This is a genomic window from Enterobacter sp. SLBN-59 (assembly GCF_024807915.1).
Taxonomy (GTDB): Bacteria; Pseudomonadota; Gammaproteobacteria; order Enterobacterales; family Enterobacteriaceae; genus Enterobacter; species Enterobacter asburiae_B.
On record NZ_JANUFI010000001.1, the window covers coordinates 519,022 to 540,858 of the forward strand.

A 21,837-nucleotide genomic window follows, 5' to 3' on the forward strand; every position below is an offset into this window, starting at 1 on the left:
AATTTTCTTAGCTACGGCACTTTTTCCCGGAGGCTGTGTCTTATTGTGCTAAAGATATCTGATAGCGAGCTCAAAGGGATTTCACCCGCGGAGATAAAATGCACAAAAATACGCTGATCCTTGTTGTTGAAGATGAAGACGAAATCGCCGATATACTGATGAGCTACCTGGAGCGTTCGGGAATGAAAACGCTCCGAGCCAGGCAGGGCGAACAGGCCATAGCGCTCAATCGCCTCCATAAACCGGATCTCATATTGCTGGACATTCACCTGCCCGTATGTGACGGCTGGAGCGTACTTACCACGCTTCGTCAGGAAAGCGCTGTCCCCGTCATTATGGTTTCCGCTCTCGATCAGGATGTCGATAAGCTCATGGGGCTGAGGCTGGGCGCGGATGATTACGTGATCAAACCCTTCAACCCTTCTGAAGTTGTCGCCCGGGTTGAGGCGGTGCTGCGCAGGACAAAACCCGCGCTTCAGCAGGCGGGTTCCCAGCCGCTCAGAACGCCATTTATTACGGTCTATCCGGATGACTTCTACGTGGAAGTCACCGTGGGCGCAGAGGTTGTCTCCCCGGTATTAACGACGACCGAATTTAAATTGCTCACATACCTGGTGAGATATCCGCGAAAGGTCTGCTCCCGCGAAGAGCTGCTCAACGCGTGTCTGCCGGAAGGGGATACGCTCGACAGAACGGTCGACAGCCATATGAGCAAGTTGCGTAAAAAACTGGAGCTTGCCGGCCTCTATGGTGTTCCCGAGAGCATCAGAGGCATGGGCTACCGGCTTGGGGAAAAGAAATGAACAAAGAGTCTGTCCTGAGCCGTCAGATCTTAACGTATATGCTGTTGCTGACGTTTACGATCATTGCCATCGCCATACTCGGCTCCTGGTTTTTTTACTCCTTTATTCTGGATCATCTCCCGGGCGGCCCTGCTGCGGGCGATGACGAGCAGATGACGATGTGGGACTGGGTATGGATTGGGACCGCGACTACGATCAGTATGATTATTGCCCTCTTTTTCACGGTCAAACTGTCATCGCGGATCCTCACCCCGCTAAACGCGGTAGCGTCCAGCCTGAAAAAGATTTCTCAGGGCGATCTGGACGCCCGGGCATTCTGCGCCAGTTCCCGGCTGGGTGAGATCAATCACCTGGTGACGGATTTCAATGAAATGGCGGAAAAACTACAGACGCTGGATATTCAGAGGAAATCCTGGAATGCCGCTATTGCGCATGAGCTGAGAACCCCTGTCACGATCTTACGCGGACGGCTTCAGGGGTTGGTTGACGGCGTTTTTACCCCGGATCCGGTGCTGTTTAATAATCTTCTCAAACAGACGGAAGGGTTAACCCGCCTGATTGAAGATCTCCGGGTTATCAGTTCGGATGGCGGGGCGGGATACACGTTATGCCAGTCAAGAACGGATCTAAAAGGGACAATACAGAACGCACTCGATACGTTCATGCCCGAGTTCAGCCGTAAGGCTTTTACCGTCAATACAGACCTGAGGGAGCAGCAGTGCGTATTCGATCCATTGCGCATCAATCAGTGTTTGACCGTTTTATTTGATAATGCCTTACACTATTCAACCTCGCGCACGCTCATCGTGAAAAATGGCGTTTCTGATAAAGGCAATTTTATCCTTATTCAGGACGGGGGACCGGGCATCCCCAGAGAGTTTCATGATTTCCTGTTTCAGCCCTTTCAGCGCGATAATGGCGCCAGACATGTGAACCCGGAAGGCTGTGGTTTGGGCTTGTCGGTGGTAAAAGCCATCATGCTGGCTCATGCTGGCTCATGGTGGCGATGTTACCTATACCTTATCGACGCAAAACCACTCGATATTTAAACTCACCTGGCCCGACTCGTGAGCTTCAGCGGCAGGTCAAATGTGCCTGCCGGCGATAAATGCCATATTTTTCCTAACTTAGCATCCCACTCCTGCGGGGTAATCGTCAGCTTACCGCGTCTCGGGCTTAAGGTTATTTCGCTGAAATAGATTTCATCTTTTTTTAGCATAAGGTCAACGCGGCAGTAGTCAATTCCATCCGCCAGCTCCTGGGAGGCCAACAAAGCCTGGCGGAATAAGAGCGGTTCGCCTGGTTCTGCTGAAGTATTTGGATATTCCATCCGGAAGGGTTGTAAGTTCCAGTACCTGTCATAAACGTTGATAAACCCTTTGCCGTTATCATCCGTAAAATCCGCTTCTACATAGTGGGCAACGCCGTGAAAACAATGGATCCTCAGCATTTCGGGCGTTGTGTTCCTGTCAGCATCGTCGAAGAGATCGACAAACGGCTCGCAAAGTATACTCGGCGTAATGTTTTTGTACTGCCATTCGCGCGTGGTGTAGTAAAGATTTTTCTTTAACGCGAGGCTCAGCTTTTTACACGCTTCTTTTTCATTAAATTGCGCTTTGTTTGTACATATTATTGTGCTGCCGCTGTCATGGTTGCACTTAAGGACGAATTTGTCAGGAAGAACTGAAAAATCAATCTGCGACGGCCTGGTATAAACGCCGATTAATGGCACCGTTTTCACGCGCGTTGTTCTGGAGGAAACGTATGCCCGAACGGCGAGTTTATCGGCAAGCATCGTGTAGAAGTTATTATGGTCATAGACCAGTCGATGACATATTTTTTCACTCAACGTCGTGGGCGAGTTAATGTCAGGGGTTTCCCCGGTTGTTCTCTTAAGCCTCACGGTATGAAAATGCAGGTCCGTCATTAAAAATGAGCGGCATTTTCTGATGAGATACTCTGTGTATTTTAAAATGTAAGTGGCGGTGTTCATTTCTTCTCCTCCGTAATGTCCGGATATTCTGGAGAAGAACTGTTGATTGATATTGCTTAAAATATGGAGCAGGGATGGAGACGAAAAATTAAAGGATTAAATAGCGTACTCAGACTATTTAATCCTTAATTTAATGGGGTGATTTTTGCTGAGCGTCGCGCTTAGCGGTCCTTTCTCCACGCATCGGCGGTCAATGCTTCACCGAAATGCCCGGCAATCAGTCGTTTTGTCAGCTCATGAAGCGGAGAGGCCATCACATCCGCCGTGCTGCCGCGCTCGACCACTTCGCCCTGGTGCATGACCATCACCTGATCGCTGATGTGCTTCATCATTCCCAGATGCTGGGTGACGTAGATATACGAGATCCCCTGTTTTTCCTGTAATTCCAGCATCAGGTTAATCAGCTGCGAGCGCATCGACATATCCAGCGAGGCAAGCGCTTCATCCGCAATGATCACTTTTGGCCGCAAAATCAACGCACGCGCCAGGCCCAGACGCTGTTTCTGGCCGGGGGCCAACATATGCGGGTAGTAGCTTTCGTGATCCGGTAACAGCCCAACCATACGCAGGGTTTCAAATACGCGCTTACGGCGCGCCTCTGGCTCCAGGTCGGTGTTCAGACGCAGCGGAAAATCGAGGATCTGAGAGATGCGCTGGCGCGGGTTAAGCGAGGTCGAGGGATCCTGGAAAATCATGCGGATGCGCTGGCTGCGGAAAGAGTAATCGCCGAACGTCAGAGGATGATCGTCAATCAACACTTCGCCTGCAGTCGGTTCAACCATGCCGGCGAGCATTTTCGCCAGGGTGGATTTCCCGGAACCGTTCTCGCCGATGATCGCCAGGGTCTGTTTTTCACGCAGCGTAAAGCTCAGCGGCTTCACCGCGTCGACAGTTTGACGATGAAACAGCCCCGTGCGGTAGCGAAAGGTCTTACTCAGGTTGCGAACTTCCAGTAAGGTTTCGACCATTTCACTCTCTCTCCATGTTCAGCGGGAAATGACAGGCGTACAGATGATTCTTGGCCCCGGTCAGGCGTGGTGTTTCGATACATTTACGCTGAGCATAGGGGCACCTTGGCCCCAGACGACAGCCTATCGGCAGGGATTCCAGCAGCGGAATCGCCCCCGGCAGGGTATTCAGGCGGCTCTTATGCGGCATCGCGCTGCCAAAATCCGGAATGGCGCGGATAAGCGCCTGCGTATACGGATGATGCGGCGCGCCGATCAGATCTTCACTCGGCGCGGTTTCGACCGTTTGCCCGCAGTACATGACGTCAATTTTATCCGCCCATTTGCTGAGCATTTGCAGGTCATGGCTGATCAGCAAAATGGTGGTGTTGTTATTCTGGTTGAGACGCGACAGCAGGCGGAAAATTTGCGCCTGCGTGGTGGGTTCCATCGCGTTGGTGGGCTCATCCGCAATCAGCAAACGCGGCTGATTTGCCAGCGCGATGGCAATCATCACTTTCTGACATTCGCCGTCGGTCAGCTCATAGGGGAAGCTGCGCATCGCATCTTTGTGATCTTTGATCCCGACGCGGTGTAAAAGCTCGATGGCGCGGCGCTTGCGCCAGCCAACGCGTTGCCACCAGCGGCCTTTATAGGTCCAGCCGGGAATGTTCTGCATGAGCTGTTTACCCACGCGTTCGGACGGGTCGAGACAGGACTGCGGCTCCTGGAAAATCATCGAGACGTTATGCCCGACAAGCTTACGCCGCTCGCGGGGGGAGAGGCGCAGCAGATCGATATCGTCAAAACGCATACGGTCTGCCGTCACGCGCCAGTTGTCTTTCGCCACGCCGCAGATAGCCTTGGCAATCAGGCTTTTTCCCGAGCCGGATTCCCCCACCAGCCCGCGTATTTCTCCCTCTGCAAGGGTGATACTGATGCGATCGACGGCTTTAACCCAGCCTTCACCGGTTTTGAATTCGATAGTGAGGTTGCGAATATCAAGAAGCGGCATTATTGCACCCCCGCGTTAATTGCACGGCGAATACCGTCGCCCAGCAGGTTGATAAGCAGCACGCTCACCATAATGGCCGCACCCGGCAGCATGACCGTCCAGGGTGCTACGTAGATCAACTCCAGCGCGTCGCCGAGCATTGCACCCCATTCGGGCGACGGCAGCTGTGCACCGAGATCGAGGAAGCCGAGCGCCGCGATGTCCAGGATCGCCATCGACAGGGCGCGGGTGATCTCTGTGACCAGCCCGGCGGCGATGTTGGGCAGCACGGCAAACCACAGAATGTTGAAGGTCGTCGCGCCGTCCAGACGCGCGGCGACGACGTACTCTTTTTCCAGCTCATCATGCACCATGCTGTAAACCGAGCGCACGATGCGGGGCAGGATAGCCAGCCAGACGGCGAACATGGCATGCGACAGATGCGGACCGGCAAAGGCAACAACAATGATTGCCAGCAGCAGGGATGGAATCGACAGCAGCGTATCCAGAATGTGGTTAAGGACCGCCGAACGCAGGCCATGGGTGGATCCCGCAAAAATACCGAGCGCCAGCCCGCAGATCGTAGCCGCGAGCGTCACCACAAATGCGCCGCCGACCGTCGGGGCTGCACCGCTCAGCAGGCGGCTCAACACGTCACGTCCGAGGTCGTCCGTTCCCAGGAAGAAAGAGACTTCGCCGTAGCGTGACCAGGACGGCGGCAGCAGCTGATAGCCAAGGAACTGCTGGTCGATGCCGTACGGCGCAAACCACGAGCCAAAGACGCAAAGCAACACCAGGCCGGCGCAGCCGTAAAGGCCGATCATTGCCGTGGTGTCACCATAGAATTTACGCCACACGGTACGCAGCACGCCGGGCGTGCGCTTTTCACTGTATACGCTATCGTAAGGCATACCATTCCTTATGCTTCAATGGGTTAGCCATGGCACCCAGAATATCGGACAACACGTTAACAATAATCACCAGCGAACCAATCACCATCACGCCCGCAGAAATAGCGGCGTAGTCCTGCTGGCGGATGGCGTTAATCAGCCATCGCCCCAGGCCCGGCCAGCTGAAGACCATCTCGGTGATCATCGCCAGCGTCAGCATGGTGGAAAACTGTAATCCCAGACGCGGAATTACCGGCGGCAGCGCGTTGTGCAGGACGTTGCGGCGCAGTATGGTCAGGCGTGACAACCCGCGCGTGGCGGCGGCTTTGACGTAGTTCTGGTCAAATACCTCAATGGTGCTCAGGCGCATCAGGCGGATCACTTCGGTGGTTGGCGCAACCGCCAGCGTCAGCACCGGCAATACCATATGGCGCACGGCGCTGACGATCATCTCATGGCGCCATACCGAATCGGACAGCCACGCGTCAATGATGGCAAAACCCGTCACCGTTTTAACCGTATAGAGCAGGTCAAAACGACCCGAAACCGGCAGCCAGCCCATCGTCAGCGAGAAGAACAGCGTCAGCAGCAGCGCCAGCCAGAATACCGGGATGGAAAAGCCGAACAGGGCGAGGGCGCTGATAAACTTATCCTGCCATTTGTTGCGATAGATCCCGGCCAGCATGCCCACGGGGATTCCGACCATCAGGGCAAAGCCGAAGGCCAGAATGCACAGCTCCATCGTGGCCGGGAAAACCTCTTTCAGCTGCTGGGAAATCAGCTGCCCGTTAATGCTGGACACGCCGAAATCCCAGTGCAGCAGCCCGTTAAACCAGAACAGCCAGGCATCCCACAGCGACGACCCCTGGAGCGGGGCGTGGGGCGTGAAATAGCTCAGGCTGAAGCCGACAAAGTTCAGGAAAAAGAGCGTCACCAGCAGCAAAAGGAGCCGACGTAAGGTAAAAATAATCATGGTTTTTTCACCTCTTGTTCTTTTTCACGCGACACGCCGGCGAACGAGGCGTTGCCGAACGGACTCAGCACCAGGCCTTTAATATCGTAACGATAGGCCTGAAGACGCAGGGAAGAGGCCAGCGGCAGCACCGGCAGTTCCTGGGCAAGGATCTTCTGCGCTTCATCATAGGCGTCGATGCGTGAGGCCAGCTGCTGGGAAGCCAGCGCTTTTTGCAGCACGGCGTCAAACTCCCGGTTACACCAGTGGGCGTAGTTGGTCTGCGAATTTATCGCCGCACAGCTTAGCAGTGGCCGGAAGAAACTGTCCGGATCGTTACTGTCGGTCGCCCAGCCGGTCAGGGTTAAATCATGATTCATGTCCATCAGGCGCGCCTCCTGGAAACGGCCCTCAACCGGTACGATGATCACTTTGACGCCCACCTGCGCCATATCTGCCTGCAGCAGTTCGGCGGTCTTGAGCGGGCTCGGGTTCCACGCCTGGGAACTGGTTGGCACCCAAAGCTGCAAAGTTAGGTTTTCCGCCCCCAGCGCCTTCAGCTGTTCACGCGCTTTTGCCGGATTGTATTCCGTAATTTTAGCTTCACCGTCATAGGCCCACGAGGCGCGCGGTAAAATTGAGGCGGCGGTTTCCGCCGTGCCGTAGTAGATCGACTGCATCAAACGCTGGTTGTTAATCGCCAGCGCCAGAGCGTGGCGTACGGCAGGGTTATTCAACGGCGGCTTATCCGTGTTAAAGGCCAGATAAGCGATATTCATGCCGGGGCGTAACGTCAGGCGCAGGCGCGGATCGTCACGCAAAATGGTGAGCTGGCTGGCCGCGGGCCAGGCGAGCACGTCGCACTCCCCGGTGAGCAGTTTCGACAGACGTCCCGTTCCACCTGAACCGAGATCGACCACCACCTGCGGCATCAGCGGAGTGCCGCGCCAGAAATGCTCATGGCGCTGCAGACGAATATACTGCCCTGCGCGGTATTCAGCGAGCTGGAACGGACCGGTGCCGACCGGCTGACGATCGAGCAACTCCTGACGATCTTTTTTCGTCAGGTTTGCCGCGTATTCAGCGGACATGACTGACGCATAGTGGGTCGCCAGATGCCAGAGGAAGGAGGCATCCGGGCGCGTCAGCGTAAATTCAACCGTCCGATTGTCCAGCTTGCGCACGCTTTTGACGGTGTCAGCAAACTGCAGGCTGTCGAAATAGGGGAAATTATCCCCGTTAACGTTATGCCACGGATGGTTGCGGTTAAAGATACGCTGGAAGGTGAAGACCACGTCATCTGCGTTCAGCCTGCGCGTGGGGGTAAACCAAGGCGTGCGCTGAAACGCGACGTCATCGCGCAGGTGAAAACGGTAGGTTGCGCCGTTATCCAGCACTTCCCAGCTTTCCGCCAGCTCAGGCACCAGACGGTAGGTGTATGGGTCAACATCAAGCAGACGGTCGTAAAGCTGCGCGGCCAGGGTATCCACGATCAGGCCGCTGCCCGCTTTTTGCGGGTTGAAGGTATCCACCTGGCCGCTTACGCAATAGACAAAGCCGCTGTCACGAATGTCAGGCTGGGGAGTTTGCCCGGGCGCGGCAAAGGCCAGGCTGCTAAACAGACCGAGTGCTAAAAAGGACGATAAAACCAGACGCATAATTTTTAAGGTTTTTAGGTTCGATCTGCAAAGTGTATCGCACTTACGCCTGCTTCGTAAAAATGTCTGCAGGTAAGTGCTGATATTGTCAGCGCATTTGATGCTTTTTGAGCAATGCCCTTAACTGATGGTAGGTCAGACCCAGCAGTTCAGCCGCCCGTTTCTGGTTATATTTTGCCGTCTTCAGGCTTTGCTCCAGCAGCTGTTTCTCCTGAACGTTCTGGAACTGGCGTAAATCAAGGGGGAGAGTAGGGAGATCGCCTGAAGACGCTGGTGTGGGTAGCGGCGCTGCGCTGCGCTGAAAAGGATCGATAATGATATTGTCCAGCTCCGTCTCGCTGCTGCCGTGGCGATAGACGGAGCGCTCCACGACGTTTTTCAGTTCACGGATATTTCCCGGCCAGTGGTAAGCCAGCAGCGTCTCCTGCGCATAATCGCTGAAGCCGGGGAACAGCGGCAGTCCGAGCTCGCGGCACATCTGAATCGCAAACTGGTCTGCCAGCAGCATGATGTCGCTTCTGCGCTCGCGCAGGGGTGGAAGCTGAACGACGTCAAAGGCCAGGCGGTCAAGCAGGTCGGCACGGAATTTCTCCTCCGCCACCATCTCCGGCAGGTTGGCGTTCGTGGCGCACACCAGGCGTACGTTAACCTGCAGCGGCTGGCTGCCGCCGACTCGCTCCAGCTCGCCGTACTCAATCACGCGCAGCAGTTTTTCCTGCACCAGCATGGGCGCGGTGGCCAGCTCATCCAGAAACAGCGTACCGCCGTCGGCGCGCTCAAAGCGTCCGGGATGGCGTTTCTGGGCGCCGGTAAACGCCCCCGCTTCATGGCCGAAGAGCTCGGTGTCGAGCAGGTTTTCATTCAGCGCCGCGCAGTTAAGGGAAATGAAGGGGCCATCCCAGCGCCCGGAGAGGTAATGCAGACGGTTGGCTATCAGTTCTTTCCCCGTTCCGCGTTCACCGACGATCAGCACCGGTTTATTGAGCGGCGCCAGGCGAGAGACCTGTTCCAGCACTTCGAGAAAGCTGTTTGCTTCGCCGAGTAAATTGTCTTTGTATCCGGGCATGATGAAATTAACCACTCCTTAGCGATATTCACCAGGGAAGAATAGTCTGTTGCTGCGCAAAAATCAATCAGACTCTGAAAAATCAATAAGATAAAAACCTGGCATGATGTTTGTATTATCCGTACAGCAGGGCATCGCCCGATAACAGAACTATGAGGATTAGATTATGGGTATTTTTTCTCGTTTTGCCGACATCGTGAACGCCAACATCAACTCACTGCTTGAGAAAGCGGAAGATCCGCAGAAGCTGGTCCGCCTGATGATTCAGGAGATGGAAGACACGCTGGTTGAAGTGCGTTCAACCTCCGCCCGCGCGCTGGCGGAGAAAAAACAGCTTACGCGTCGTATTGAACAGGCAACCGCTCAGCTGAACGAATGGCAGGAAAAAGCGGAGCTGGCGCTGCGTAAAGACAAAGAGGATCTGGCCCGTGCGGCGCTGATCGAAAAACAGAAGCTGGCTGATATGGTCGCGACGCTCGAGCATGAAGTCACGCTGGTGGATGACACGCTCACCCGTATGAAGAAAGAGATTGGTGAGCTTGAAAATAAACTTAACGAAACCCGCGCGCGTCAGCAGGCGCTGGCCCTGCGTCACCAGGCGGCAAGCTCTTCCCGCGACGTGCGTCGTCAGCTGGACAGCGGTAAGCTTGATGAAGCGATGGCGCGTTTTGAATCGTTTGAACGTCGTATCGACCACATGGAAGCGGAAGCCGAAAGCCACGGCATCGGCAAGCAGAAGTCGCTGGATCAACAGTTCGCCGATCTGAAGGCTGATGATGAAATCAGCGAGCAGCTGGCGGCACTGAAAGCCAAAATGAAGCAAGACAACCAATAATAATTCCTGCGGCACCTGAGCGTGCCGCATCATAAGACAAGGAGTACACATGAGCGCGCTTTTTCTGGCCATTCCCCTGACAATTTTCGTGCTGTTCGTTTTGCCGATTTGGCTATGGCTGCACTACAGCAACCGTTCTTCTCGGGGCGAACTCTCCCAGAGTGAACAACAGCGTCTGGTACAGCTCTCCGACGAGGCGAACAAAATGCGCGAACGCATTCAGGCGCTGGAAGCCATCCTGGATGCTGAGCATCCAAACTGGAGGGACCGTTAATGTCTGGACTGAATCTGAACAAAAAGTTGTGGCGAATTCCACAGCAGGGCATGGTGCGCGGCGTTTGTGCCGGGCTGGCTCACTATCTTGATGTCCCGGTAAAACTGGTCCGCGTGGTCGCGGTGCTATCGATCTTCTTTGGCCTGGCGTTTATTACCCTGGTGGCATATATCGTCCTGTCGTTTGTTCTTGACCCGATGCCCGAAGGAGAACTGGCTGCGGAGGGAGCCCCGACCAGCAGCGATCTTCTCAATGCCGTTGATGAGCAACTCGCCGCCGGTGAGAAGCGGCTACGGGAAATGGAACGCTATGTCACGTCGGATACCTTTACGCTGAGAAGTCGCTTTCGTCAGCTTTAAGAGAGAGATGAGATGAAACAACACTGGCAACAGGCCGGTCAGAAGGTAAAACCCGGCCTGAAAATCGCAGGTAAACTGGTCCTGCTGACCGCGTTACGGTTCGGCCCGGCAGGTGTGGCGGGTTGGGCGATCAAATCCGTTGCCCGCAAACCGGTCAGAATGGTGCTGGCCGTGGCGCTCGAACCGCTGCTGCAAAAGGTGGCAAAACGGCTATCTCGCCGCTACTTATCCCAATAATTCCTGCTGGCGTTAGCCCTTTCCCTGACGGGGGAGGGACTGGCGACGGTTAACCGCATTTCCTCTTTTCCCGGTTCTTTCTTTGCGGCAGCTCACAATATTGCGCTGAGCTGCTTTGCAATCACCTTTTTCTCCTTTCTGGTCCGTTGACAGATATTTTTCATGGGAGTAGATTGCCACTTCGTGGGACCGCTACCATGGAAAATGAAATGAATACAAAAATTAAAGAACTCATTAATCTTGTTTACGGGGAAACGTTTTCTGATGCCCATCTTAATGTGCTGCTGGAAAATATTGGAAATGCCGCTTCTGTTATTACGGAAAAACGTAAAACGGGTTGGGATGAAAAAGACGTTGTCCTGATTACCTATGCCGATCAGTTTTCAGCGAAAGGGGAGAAGGCGCTACCGGTGTTTACACGTTTTTATAACAGGTGGCTTTCTCGTTCTTTTTCTCATGTTCATCTCTTGCCTTTTTATCCATGGTCTTCGGACGACGGTTTTTCTGTTATCGATTATCACGAGGTTGCACCGGAAACCGGAACGTGGCGAGACGTTGCTGAATTAAAACAGTCAGCCAGTTTAATGTTCGATTTCGTATGCAACCATATGTCAGCCAAAAGCAAATGGTTCGCTAATTACCTGAAGCAAATGCCAGGATATGAAGATTTCTTTATTTCTGTCGATCCTGAAACAGACTTATCCGCGGTGACGCGTCCGCGTGCCTTACCGCTTCTTACACCTTTCACGCTGCATGACGGCAGCGTGCGACACCTGTGGACCACCTTCAGCGAGGACCAGGTCGATCTCAATTTCGCCTCTCCGCAGGTGCTGATCGCGATGGTCGACGTGCTGCTGCATTACCTGATTGAAGGGGCGCGATACATTCGTCTGGATGCGGTGGGATTCATGTGGAAAATACCCGGAACAAACTGCATCCACCTTGAGCAAACCCACCAGCTCATCCAGCTTTTCCGCGCGATTACCGAGGCTGTCGCCCCTGGAACGGTGATTATTACCGAGACGAACGTTCCGCATAAAGATAACGTTGCTTACTTCGGTGACGGCGAAAATGAAGCGCAGATGGTTTATCAGTTCTCTTTGCCCCCGCTGGTGCTGCATGCGGTGCATTCTCAGGACGTCGGGACGCTGAGCCAGTGGGCAGCGTCGCTGACGTTGCCTTCCACGAAAACCACCTGGTTTAACTTCCTGGCCTCGCATGACGGGATTGGTCTGAATCCGTTACGCGGAATTTTACCCGAGTCGGAAATCCTCTCGCTTGTGGAAAAACTTCAGGCTGAAGGGGCGTTGGTTAACTGGAAAAATAACCCGGATGGTACACGCAGTCCTTATGAAATTAATGTGACCTATCTGGATGCTTTAAGTACGCGTGACAGTCTTGATAGCCAACGGATTGCCCGGTTTATTCTGGCGCATGCCGTCCTTTTAAGCTTCCCCGGCGTGCCTGCGGTTTATATCCAGAGCATTCTCGGTTCCCGTAATGATTATGCAGGTGTTGAACACCTGGGATATAACCGTGCGATTAATCGTGAGAAATACACGGCAGGGCAAATTGATAGCCTGCTTGAAGATAAAAATAGCCTGCGTTCTCAGATCTATCGCTCGTTAAGCCAGTTAATCGCGCTGCGTCGGGCGGAGAAAGCATTCCATCCTGACAGTGAAGCTTATTTCAGTGCGTCAGGTAAACATGTTTTAAAAATCGTTCGCGTGGCGGATTGTGGTGAGAAAGTAACGGCGCTGTTTAATTTCAGTGATGGCATTCAAACGATGGAATCCGATATTCATTCCGGAACGGAGTTGATTTCCGGGAAAGATATTACAGATAAAACGCTGACCCTATATCCATGGCAGGTGTTGTGGATTAAAGAAAACTAAAAAGGACCTTAAAATGAAAATGCCCAGAATTGTGCTGATTTCAGCACTGGTTTCGTGCGCCTTGTTATCAGGGTGCAAGGACGACAAAAAGTCTGCTGTCACCATTGAGTTTATGCACTCGTCAGTCGAGCAGGAGCGCCAGGCGGTTATCACGAAGCTTATCGAAAAGTTCGAGAAAGAGAACCCTGGCATCACGGTGAAACAGGTCCCGGTCGAAGAGGATGCCTACAACACCAAGGTTATTACGCTCGCCAGAACGGGCGCGCTGCCAGAGGTGATTGAAGTCAGCCATGACTACGCGAAAGTCATGGACAAGGAACAGCTGCTGGATCGCAAAGCTATCGGCGAAGCCATTAAAGCGGTAGGCGAGGACACCTTCTATGACGGCATCTTGCGTGTTGTTCGTACGGAAGACGGTTCTGCCTGGACGGGTGTGCCAGTTAGCGCCTGGCTATCCGGCGTCTGGTATCACAAAGATGCGCTGGCTGCGGCGGGTATCCAGGAGCCGCATAACTGGGCGCAGCTGCTGAAAGCCAGCCAGAGCCTTAACGACCCGGCCAAAAAACATTACGGCATTGCGCTGCCCACCGCGGAAAGCGTGATGACGGAGCAGGCATTCTCCCAGTTTGCGCTTTCTGGCGGCGCGAACGTTTTTGATGCCAAAGGGAACGTCAACATCGATACCCCTGAAATGGCAAAAGCCCTGGCGTTTTATAAAGATCTGGCCGCGACCACCATGCCGGGTTCAAACGACGTCATGGAGATCAAAGATGCCTTCATGAACGGTTCTGCGCCGATGGCGGTTTACTCCACCTACATCCTTCCGGCGGTATTCCAGGACGGAAACCCTGCCAACCTGGGCTTCGTCGTCCCAACAGAAACCTCTTCTGCCGTTTACGGCATGGTCACGTCGCTGACGATTACCACCGGTCAAACCGAAGATGAGACTCAGGCGGCTGAAAAGTTTGTGACCTGGATGGAGCAGGCTCAAAACGCAACCGACTGGGTCATGATGTCGCCCGGCGCGGCACTGCCGGTGAACAAGCTGGTGGTGGGCACCGATACCTGGAAAAACAACGATGTGATCAAAGCGTTTGGACAACTGCCTTACGAACTGATTGCGCAGTTCCCGAATGTGCAGGTGTTTGGCGCGGTGGGGGACAAAAACTTCACACGCATGGGCGATGTTACCGGGTCCGGCATCATCAGTTCCATGGTGCATAACGTCACGGTGGGGAAAAAAGATCTCAGCAACACGCTTAGTAACAGCCAGAAGCGTCTGACCGATCTGATTTCACAACGATAGGAGCGCTCTGCGGAAGGAAATTATGAAGACGTTGTTTTCTGGTCGTTCAGATATGCCTTTCGCCATGCTGCTGTTGGCCCCCAGCCTGATTTTGCTGGGGGGCCTGGTGGCCTGGCCAATGATTTCCAATATTGAAATCAGTTTCTTACGTCTGCCGCTTAACCCGCGCATTAGCGCTGTGTTTGTCGGGCTGGATAATTACATTCGCATTCTCAGTGATGCAGCATTCTGGCACTCCCTGTGGATGACGTTCTGGTACACCGCGCTGGTGGTGATCGGCAGCACGGGGTTGGGGCTGGCGGTGGCGATCTTCTTTAACCGTGAATTCCGTCTGCGGAAAACGGCACGTTCACTGGTGATTTTGTCCTACGTCACCCCGTCCATTTCGCTGGTGTTTGCATGGAAATACATGTTCAACAACGGCTACGGCATTGTGAACTATCTGGGCGTTGACCTGCTGCATCTGTATGACCAGGCGCCGCTGTGGTTCGACAATCCTGGCAGCAGCTTTGTGCTGGTGGTGCTGTTCGCCATCTGGCGCTACTTCCCGTACGCGTTCATTTCGTTCCTCGCGATTTTGCAGACCATTGATAAGTCGCTGTATGAAGCGGCGGAAATGGACGGCGCGAATGCCTGGCAGCGTTTTCGAATCGTTACGCTGCCCGCGATTATGCCGGTGCTGGCAACGGTGGTGACGCTCCGCACTATCTGGATGTTCTACATGTTTGCGGATGTCTACCTGTTGACGACCAAGGTCGATATTTTGGGCGTCTACCTCTACAAAACGGCATTTGCTTTCAATGATTTGGGTAAGGCTGCGGCGATCTCCGTCGTGCTGTTTGTGATCATCTTCGCGGTGATTCTGCTGACCAGAAAAAGGGTAAACCTCAATGGCAACAAATAAACGCGTACTGAGCCGTATTGGTTTTTATCTCGGTCTGGCGGTGTTCCTGGTCATCACGCTGTTCCCGTTCTTCGTGATGCTGATGACGTCGTTTAAGAGTGCGAAAGAGGCGATATCGCTTAACCCGACCATATTGCCGCAGGCGTGGACGCTGCAGCATTACGTCGACATCTTTAATCCGCTGATTTTCCCATTCGTGGACTATTTCAAAAACAGCATGATGGTGTCGCTGACCTCCTCGGTGATTGCCGTATTTCTCGGCACGCTGGGGGCTTACGCCTTGTCCAAACTGCGTTTTAAGGGCCGCATGACGATCAATGCGAGTTTCTACACCGTCTACATGTTCTCCGGGATATTGCTGGTGGTGCCGCTGTTCAAAATCATCACTGCCCTTGGGATCTACGACACCGAGCTGGCGCTGATTATCACCATGGTGACCCAAACGTTACCGACAGCGGTGTTCATGCTGCGCAGCTATTTCGACACCATCCCGGACGAAATCGAAGAAGCCGCGATGATGGACGGCCTTAACCGCCTGCAAATCATCTTTCGCATCACCGTGCCGCTGGCGATTTCCGGGCTCGTGTCGGTGTTTGTCTACTGCTTCATGGTGGCGTGGAACGACTATCTGTTTGCGTCCATTTTCCTGTCCAGCGCCAGCCATTTCACCTTGCCGGTTGGGCTGAACACGCTCTTTAGCACGCCAGATTATATCTGGGGTCGCATGATGGCGGCATCGCTGGTGACGGCGCTTCCGGTTGTCATCATGTACGCCCTGTCTGAACGTTTTATTAAAAGTGGTTTGACCGCCGGTGGCGTGAAGGGCTGAGGCGGCCAATTTTAACAAGGAGTCAGTCATGAAAAAATTAGTTGCGACAGCGCCTCGTGTAGCGGCGCTGGTGGAATATGAAGATCGTCCGGTTGCCGTCCATGAAGTGAAAATTCGCGCCCGCTTTGGCGCGCCGAAACACGGTACCGAAGTGGTGGATTTCCGCGCCGCCAGTCCGTTTATCGATGAAGAGTTCAATGCGGAGTGGCAGATGTTTACCCCGCGTGAAGAGGGGGCGGCCCGCGGGATCGAATTCGGTAAGTTCCAGCTGGGCAATATGATTGTTGGCGAGATTATCGAATGCGGTGCTGACGTCACGGAATACCAGATCGGCGACAGCGTCTGCTGCTACGCACCGCTGCAGGAAACGGTGATCGTTAACGCGGTGAATAACTATAAGCTGCGCAAAATGCCGCAGGGCGCCTCCTGGAAAAACGCCGTTTGCTACGATCCGGCGCAGTTCGCCATGAGCGGCGTGCGTGATGCCAACGTCCGCGTGGGCGACTTTGTTGTCGTGGTCGGTCTGGGAGCCATTGGGCAAATTGCGATCCAGCTGGCGAAAAAAGCCGGTGCGTCAATCGTCATCGGCGTCGACCCTATCGAACACCGCTGTGAGATTGCCCGCCGTCATGGGGCAGACCACTGTCTGAACCCAATCGGCACCGATGTCGGTCTGGAAATCAAAAAGCTGACCGGGAAGCAGGGCGCGGACGCGATCATCGAAACCAGCGGCTTTGCAGATGCGCTGCAGTCCGCGCTGCGCGGACTTGCCTACGGCGGCACCATCTCCTATGTAGCTTTCGCAAAACCGTTCGCGGAAGGCTTTAACCTCGGCCGCGAAGCGCATTTCAATAACGCGAAGATTGTCTTCTCCCGCGCCTGTAGCGAACCCAACCCGGACTACCCGCGCTGGAGCCGCAAGCGTATTGAAGAGACCTGCTGGGAATTGCTGATGAACGGTTATCTGAATTGTGAAGATCTGATCGACCCGGTCGTGACCTTCGCCACCACCCCGGAAAGCTATATGAAGTATGTCGATCAGCACCCGGAACTCAGTATCAAAATGGGCGTCACTTTTTAAGCTAAGGACAGCAAATCATGAAGATCGCAACACAAAACCAGGCCTTTTTCCCGGTCAATATCATGGAGAAATTCGAGTACATCAAAGCGATGGGCTTTGATGGTTACGAAATTGACGGCCGCCTGCTGGTGGAAAACCTCGATGAAGTGAAAGCGGCCATCAAAGCCACCGGTCTGCCGGTGACGACAGCATGTGGCGGATACGATGGCTGGATCGGTGATTTCATCGAAGAACGCCGTCTGAACGGGTTACAGCAGATTGAACGCATTCTGAAAGCGCTGGCGGAAGTTGGCGGAAAGGGCATTATCGTGCCTGCTGCCTGGGGGATGTTTACCTTCCGTCTACCGCCAATGACCTCTCCACGCAGCCTGGACGGTGACCGCAAAGCCGTAAGCGCCTCCCTGCGCTGGCTGGATGAGGTGGCGGCTCGCACCGGAACAACCGTCTACCTGGAGCCGCTGAACCGCTATCAGGATCACATGATCAACACTCTTGCTGACGCGCGTCGCTATATCGAAGAGAACGGCCTGAAGCACGTGCAGATCATCGGCGATTTCTATCATATGAACATCGAAGAAGACTCGCTGACGGATGCGCTGCATCAGCACCGCGATCTGCTGGGCCATGTGCACATCGCAGATAACCACCGCTACCAGCCTGGGAGCGGCAGCCTCGATTTTGCCAGCCTGTTCGCTCAGCTGCGTGCTGATAACTACCGGGGTTACGTGGTGTATGAGTGCCGTGTTCGCGCCGAGGATCCGGCTCAGGCATACCGGGATTCGCTCACTTACTTGCGTAAATGCTAAGGATGACGAGCGTGATGAGTGCTTCTACACCTTCGCCTCTGCGCGTCGCCATCATTGGCGCCGGGCAGGTCGCGGATAAAGTGCATGCCTCGTATTACGCCACGCGCAGGGATGTTCAGATGGTGGCTGTCATGGACAGCCACCCTGAACAGGCTCGGGCGTTTGCGGAACGTCATGGTATTCCCTCGGCATGGCAGGATGCGCGAGAGATGCTCGAGGCGGTTAAGCCGGATGTGGTGAGCGTCTGTTCGCCTAACCGGTTCCATTTCGGGCACGTCATGGCAGCGCTGGAAGCAGGCTGCCACGTGATGTGTGAAAAACCGCCAGCTATGACGCCGCAGGAGGCAGATCGGATGCGCATGGCCGCGCGCAAGGCGGGAAAAGTGCTGGCGTATGATTTTCACCATCGTTTTGCTCTCGATACGCAACTGCTGCGTGAAGCTGTGATAAAGGGGGCGCTGGGAGAAATTTATTACACCACGGCGCAGGCGCTACGCCGCTGCGGGGTTCCCGGCTGGGGCGTCTTTACCAACAAAACGCTTCAGGGCGGTGGGCCGCTGATTGATATCGGCATCCATATGCTCGATGCCGCGATGTACGTGCTGGGGTTCCCGGCGGTAAAAAAGGTGACGGCACACAGCTTCCAGAGGCTGGGGAACCGTAAAAGCAGCGGCCAGTTTGGTGCGTGGGATCCCACGCAGTTTACCGTTGAAGATGCCCTGTTTGGCACCATTGAATTTTGCAACGGCGGCATTCTGCGTCTGGACACGTCGTTTGCGCTCAATATCCGTGAACAATCCATCATGAACGTCGCATTCTGCGGTGAAAAGGCTGGCGCCATGCTGTTCCCGGCGCACATCTACAACGACGAAGCCGGGACTTTAGTCACCCTCACGCAGCGTGAAGAGGCTGACGACCAGCGTCATATGCGCAGTATGGATGCCTTTGTGCGGCATGTGCAGGGAGAGCCCGTCATGATCGCTGATGCGGAGCAGGGGCTGGTTATCCAGCAGCTTGTCGCCGCGCTGTATGAATCAGCAGAAACAGGGGAAAGCGTGACGATATGCTAAACGTGTCTGTATTAACCGACCCGGGCTTTTGTCCACACAGCCTGAATAAATACGCCTCCATCATGGCCTGCGGTAATGGCTACATGGGGATCCGCGCTGCGCACGAAGAAGATTACACCCAGCAAACCAGAGGCATGTATCTTGCGGGCCTCTATCATCGTGCTGGTCGCAACGAGACCACTGAGCTGATCAATCTGCCGGATATCATCGGTATCGATGTTGAGCTGGATGGCTTCAATTTCACGCTCCTGTCAGGCGAAATCCTCGAGTGGCAGCGCGAGCTGGCGTTTGCTAATGGCGAGCTTCGTCGCAGCGTCGTCTGGCGCTCGCCTGACGGGAAACGCTATCGTCTGGAGAGCCGTCGTTTTGTGTCGCTGGACCAGTTGCCCTTAGTGGCCATGCAGCTTTCGATTACACCGCTCGATACCGCCACGCAGGCCGTGGTGCAAACCGGCATTGACGCAACGCAAACGAACAGCGGCAGACAGCATCTGGATGAAATGTCGGTCAGAGTGTTCGACCAGCAATATATGCAGGGCGTGTATGAAACGCAGGACCGCGCGTCTGAGATTGTTGTTTCAGCATATTGTCAGCTCTCCGCGAAGAGCGATAGCTGTTTCACCGCCAAAAATCGTCGTCTCAGCGTTCATCATTCGCTGACGATTGCTAAGGGTGACACTGTCACGCTTGAAAAAATCGTCTGGGTGGCACATCGCAGTGATAAAGCACTGTCGCAGGCCTCGTTCGCCCGAAACGCGCTGGCCGATCTTAAGGTCTGTGCGGCAAGAGGCTACGACGCCTTGCTTGAGAGTTCGGCGTGTGCCTGGCAAGAGGTCTGGCGTAACGCTCGGGTGGAGGTGGACTCTACGGAACATCAGGATCAGATGGCGCTGGATTACGCCGTCTGGCATTTGACGACCATGACGCCAGCCCATGATGAGCGAAGCAGTATCGCCGCCAAAGGGCTGACGGGTGAGGGGTATAAAGGCCACGTCTTCTGGGATACCGAAATTTTCCTGCTGCCTTTCCATCTCTTCACCCGGCCCCAAATCGCCCGTAGCCTGCTGCGCTATCGTTGGCTCAACCTGGCCGGGGCGCGGGAAAAAGCCCGTCGCAACGGCTGGCCCGGCGTGTTGTTCCCATGGGAAAGCGCCGCCAGCGGGCTGGAAGAGACGCCGGAGTTCGCGGCTATCAACATCCGAACCGGCACGCGCCAGAAGGTGGCCTCCGCGCTGGCGGAACACCACATCGTGGCGGACATTGCCTGGGCCGTCGTCGCTTACTGGCAGGCGACGCACGATGATGCCTTTATGCGAAACGAAGGCCTGACGCTGCTGATGGAAACCGCTGCGTTCTGGATGGGCCGCGCGACGGAAATTAATGGTCGTCTCGAAATCCATGACGTTATCGGACCGGACGAATACACCGAGCATGTGAACAACAACGCGTATACCAACTATCTGGCCTGGCACAACGTCGCCTGCGCTCGCCAGTTTATGGCGATGTTTGGGCGCGAGGATGAAGGTTTTACGCAGAAAGCGACACGGTTCCTGACGTGCTTATGGCTGCCGGAGGCCAATCCAGACGGTGTGATCCCGCAGGATGATACCTTCATGGCCAAACCGGCCATCGATCTCAGCCGCTACAAAGCCAAAGCGGGTAAGCAGACCATTCTGCTCGATTATTCCCGGGCGGAAGTCAACGACATGCAGATCCTTAAGCAGGCTGATGTGGTGATGCTTACCTACCTGTTGCCGGAGCGGTTTACCCCGCAGCAGTGTGCCGCCAATCTGGCGTTCTACGAGCCCCGCACGATCCATGACTCTTCGCTGAGCAAGGCCATTCACGGCATTGTGACTGCCCGCTGTGGTGACGTCGAAGGTGCCTACGCCTTCTGGCGCGATGGCGTCGCTATCGATCTTGGGGACGACCCGCACAGCTGCGATGACGGAATTCACGCCGCTGCGACCGGCGCTATCTGGTCCGGCGTCATTCAGGGCTTTGCCGGTATGCAGATAGTGGATGGGGAGCTGCATCTTTCGCCCAGGTTGCCGGCCCACTGGCGAAGACTGGCATTCCCGCTGCGCTGGCGAAATGCAACGCTGCACTTCACCTGTGAAAACGAGGTGTTAACCATTGAAGCTTCGGCACCTTCCATGTTGACGCTGTGGGGCAAGACGCTACACGTATCGGGGCGGACAGTTTGCGCTTATAAGGATTTTCTTGCACCTGTTAATGGGACCGCTACCACGGAGGGGCGCCATGACGCTTAAGGCGGTTGTATTCGATCTGGACGGTGTGATCACCGATACCGCAAACCTCCATTTTCTGGCCTGGCGTGCAGTGGCGGATGAAATCGGCATCACCTTCGACGAAGTATTTAACGAACAGCTGAAGGGGATTAGCCGCATGGATTCCCTGCAGCGCATCCTGAAGCATGGCGGGAAAGAGGGAATGTTCAGCCATGAGCAGGGCCTCGCGCTGGCGACGAAAAAGAACGCGCTCTATGTCCAGTCTCTGGCGTCGCTGACGGAGGATTCACTGCTTCCCGGTATTCGCGACGTGCTGGCGGATATCCGTGCGGCGAAGGTCAAAATTGGGCTCGCCTCCGTTTCCCTGAATGCCCCGGGGATCCTGCACGCGCTGGGCATTCATCAGGCCTTCGATTTTTGTGCCGATGCTTCCCGTATTCGCCGCTCAAAACCAGACCCGGAGATTTTCCTTGCTGCCTGTGCAGGCCTGAATGTGCGTCCTGGCGCGGCTATAGGTATCGAAGATGCACCTGCAGGCGTTGAGGCGATCAACGCGGCGGGAATGCTATCGGTTGGGATTGGATCTGGCCTGAACCATGCGGGTTTACAACTTCATTCAACGCGGGAACTGACCTGGAAATGCCTGACCGAGTTTTGGGCATCCCGGACGTATTGATAAGGAATTA

At 54.8% G+C, this 21,837-nt stretch carries 21 protein-coding genes and 1 pseudogene; 15 read left to right on the plus strand and 7 right to left on the minus strand.

All coding sequences use genetic code 11. The annotated features are described in order from the left end of the window. The first annotated feature begins 98 nt into the window (after positions 1-98). Positions 99-803 carry a response regulator gene (locus M2422_RS02425; protein WP_025756601.1) on the plus strand — a complete coding sequence of 235 codons (705 nt, stop codon included), beginning with the start codon at positions 99-101 and terminating at the stop codon, positions 801-803. Further along, positions 800-1,874 (plus strand): annotated as a pseudogene (locus M2422_RS02430) (ATP-binding protein). The gene M2422_RS02425 and the pseudogene M2422_RS02430 overlap by 4 nt, the downstream one beginning before the upstream one ends. Here M2422_RS02430 and M2422_RS02435 read toward each other — a convergent pair. The 7 genes from M2422_RS02435 to pspF form a co-directional block, all read right to left on the minus strand. Further along, complete coding sequence (locus M2422_RS02435) at positions 1,855-2,796, minus strand: ATP-grasp fold amidoligase family protein (RefSeq protein WP_033145733.1); 942 nt, start codon at positions 2,794-2,796, stop codon at positions 1,855-1,857. The pseudogene M2422_RS02430 and the gene M2422_RS02435 sit on opposite strands and share 20 nt — an antisense overlap. A gap of 161 nt (positions 2,797-2,957) precedes the next feature. Then, complete coding sequence (gene sapF, locus M2422_RS02440; RefSeq protein WP_023312051.1) at positions 2,958-3,764, minus strand: putrescine export ABC transporter ATP-binding protein SapF; 807 nt, start codon at positions 3,762-3,764, stop codon at positions 2,958-2,960. A 1-nt stretch (position 3,765) separates the two neighbouring features. Continuing rightward, positions 3,766-4,758: a putrescine export ABC transporter ATP-binding protein SapD gene (gene sapD, locus M2422_RS02445; protein WP_033145732.1), complete on the minus strand. Its 993-nt coding sequence runs from the start codon at positions 4,756-4,758 to the stop codon at positions 3,766-3,768. Continuing rightward, positions 4,758-5,648: a putrescine export ABC transporter permease SapC gene (gene sapC / locus M2422_RS02450; protein ID WP_032656751.1), complete on the minus strand. Its 891-nt coding sequence runs from the start codon at positions 5,646-5,648 to the stop codon at positions 4,758-4,760. The genes sapD and sapC overlap by 1 nt, the downstream gene beginning before the upstream one ends. After that, positions 5,635-6,600, minus strand: coding sequence for a putrescine export ABC transporter permease SapB (sapB, locus tag M2422_RS02455; RefSeq protein ID WP_023312049.1), 966 nt, complete (start codon positions 6,598-6,600; stop codon positions 5,635-5,637). The genes sapC and sapB overlap by 14 nt, the downstream gene beginning before the upstream one ends. Continuing rightward, positions 6,597-8,237: an ABC transporter substrate-binding protein SapA gene (gene sapA, locus M2422_RS02460; protein ID WP_033145731.1), complete on the minus strand. Its 1,641-nt coding sequence runs from the start codon at positions 8,235-8,237 to the stop codon at positions 6,597-6,599. The genes sapB and sapA overlap by 4 nt, the downstream gene beginning before the upstream one ends. Before the next feature lie 88 nt (positions 8,238-8,325). Further along, a complete protein-coding gene (pspF, locus tag M2422_RS02465) occupies positions 8,326-9,303 on the minus strand; it encodes a phage shock protein operon transcriptional activator (RefSeq protein WP_064672644.1) in 978 nt (325 codons plus the stop codon). A 166-nt stretch (positions 9,304-9,469) separates the two neighbouring features. Here pspF and pspA point away from each other — a divergent pair, with 166 nt between their 5' ends. The 13 genes from pspA to pgmB all read left to right on the plus strand — a co-directional run bounded on the left by pspA (position 9,470) and on the right by pgmB (position 21,827). Then, a complete protein-coding gene (gene pspA / locus M2422_RS02470) occupies positions 9,470-10,138 on the plus strand; it encodes a phage shock protein PspA (protein ID WP_064672643.1) in 669 nt (222 codons plus the stop codon). A 49-nt stretch (positions 10,139-10,187) separates the two neighbouring features. Further along, positions 10,188-10,412 carry an envelope stress response membrane protein PspB gene (gene pspB / locus M2422_RS02475; protein WP_023312045.1) on the plus strand — a complete coding sequence of 75 codons (225 nt, stop codon included), beginning with the start codon at positions 10,188-10,190 and terminating at the stop codon, positions 10,410-10,412. Beyond that, positions 10,412-10,771 carry an envelope stress response membrane protein PspC gene (gene pspC / locus M2422_RS02480; RefSeq protein WP_023312044.1) on the plus strand — a complete coding sequence of 120 codons (360 nt, stop codon included), beginning with the start codon at positions 10,412-10,414 and terminating at the stop codon, positions 10,769-10,771. The genes pspB and pspC overlap by 1 nt, the downstream gene beginning before the upstream one ends. Before the next feature lie 12 nt (positions 10,772-10,783). Further along, positions 10,784-11,008 (plus strand): phage shock protein PspD, encoded by a 225-nt coding sequence (pspD, locus tag M2422_RS02485; protein ID WP_023312043.1) that lies wholly within the window; start codon positions 10,784-10,786, stop codon positions 11,006-11,008. Positions 11,009-11,205: 197 nt separating this feature from the next. After that, positions 11,206-12,903, plus strand: coding sequence for a sugar phosphorylase (locus M2422_RS02490; RefSeq protein WP_069302917.1), 1,698 nt, complete (start codon positions 11,206-11,208; stop codon positions 12,901-12,903). A gap of 13 nt (positions 12,904-12,916) precedes the next feature. Further along, the gene (locus M2422_RS02495; RefSeq protein ID WP_033145727.1) at positions 12,917-14,209 is read left to right on the plus strand and encodes an ABC transporter substrate-binding protein; all 1,293 of its coding nucleotides are present in this window, start codon (positions 12,917-12,919) and stop codon (positions 14,207-14,209) included. A 22-nt stretch (positions 14,210-14,231) separates the two neighbouring features. Further along, positions 14,232-15,113 carry a carbohydrate ABC transporter permease gene (locus M2422_RS02500; protein ID WP_023312040.1) on the plus strand — a complete coding sequence of 294 codons (882 nt, stop codon included), beginning with the start codon at positions 14,232-14,234 and terminating at the stop codon, positions 15,111-15,113. Further along, positions 15,100-15,942, plus strand: coding sequence for a carbohydrate ABC transporter permease (locus M2422_RS02505; protein ID WP_064672642.1), 843 nt, complete (start codon positions 15,100-15,102; stop codon positions 15,940-15,942). Before M2422_RS02500 ends, M2422_RS02505 begins: the two co-directional genes overlap by 14 nt. 28 nt (positions 15,943-15,970) lie before the next feature. Further along, positions 15,971-17,023, plus strand: a complete 1,053-nt coding sequence (locus M2422_RS02510; RefSeq protein ID WP_064672641.1) for a zinc-binding alcohol dehydrogenase — start codon at positions 15,971-15,973, stop codon at positions 17,021-17,023. A gap of 17 nt (positions 17,024-17,040) precedes the next feature. Next, positions 17,041-17,829 carry a sugar phosphate isomerase/epimerase gene (locus M2422_RS02515; RefSeq protein ID WP_064672640.1) on the plus strand — a complete coding sequence of 263 codons (789 nt, stop codon included), beginning with the start codon at positions 17,041-17,043 and terminating at the stop codon, positions 17,827-17,829. 11 nt (positions 17,830-17,840) lie between these two features. Then, positions 17,841-18,899 (plus strand): Gfo/Idh/MocA family protein, encoded by a 1,059-nt coding sequence (locus M2422_RS02520; RefSeq protein WP_155739940.1) that lies wholly within the window; start codon positions 17,841-17,843, stop codon positions 18,897-18,899. Beyond that, positions 18,893-21,172: a glycoside hydrolase family 65 protein gene (locus M2422_RS02525; RefSeq protein WP_064672638.1), complete on the plus strand. Its 2,280-nt coding sequence runs from the start codon at positions 18,893-18,895 to the stop codon at positions 21,170-21,172. The genes M2422_RS02520 and M2422_RS02525 overlap by 7 nt, the downstream gene beginning before the upstream one ends. Continuing rightward, positions 21,162-21,827: a beta-phosphoglucomutase gene (gene pgmB, locus M2422_RS02530; protein WP_064672637.1), complete on the plus strand. Its 666-nt coding sequence runs from the start codon at positions 21,162-21,164 to the stop codon at positions 21,825-21,827. The genes M2422_RS02525 and pgmB overlap by 11 nt, the downstream gene beginning before the upstream one ends. Positions 21,828-21,837: the final 10 nt, after the last annotated feature.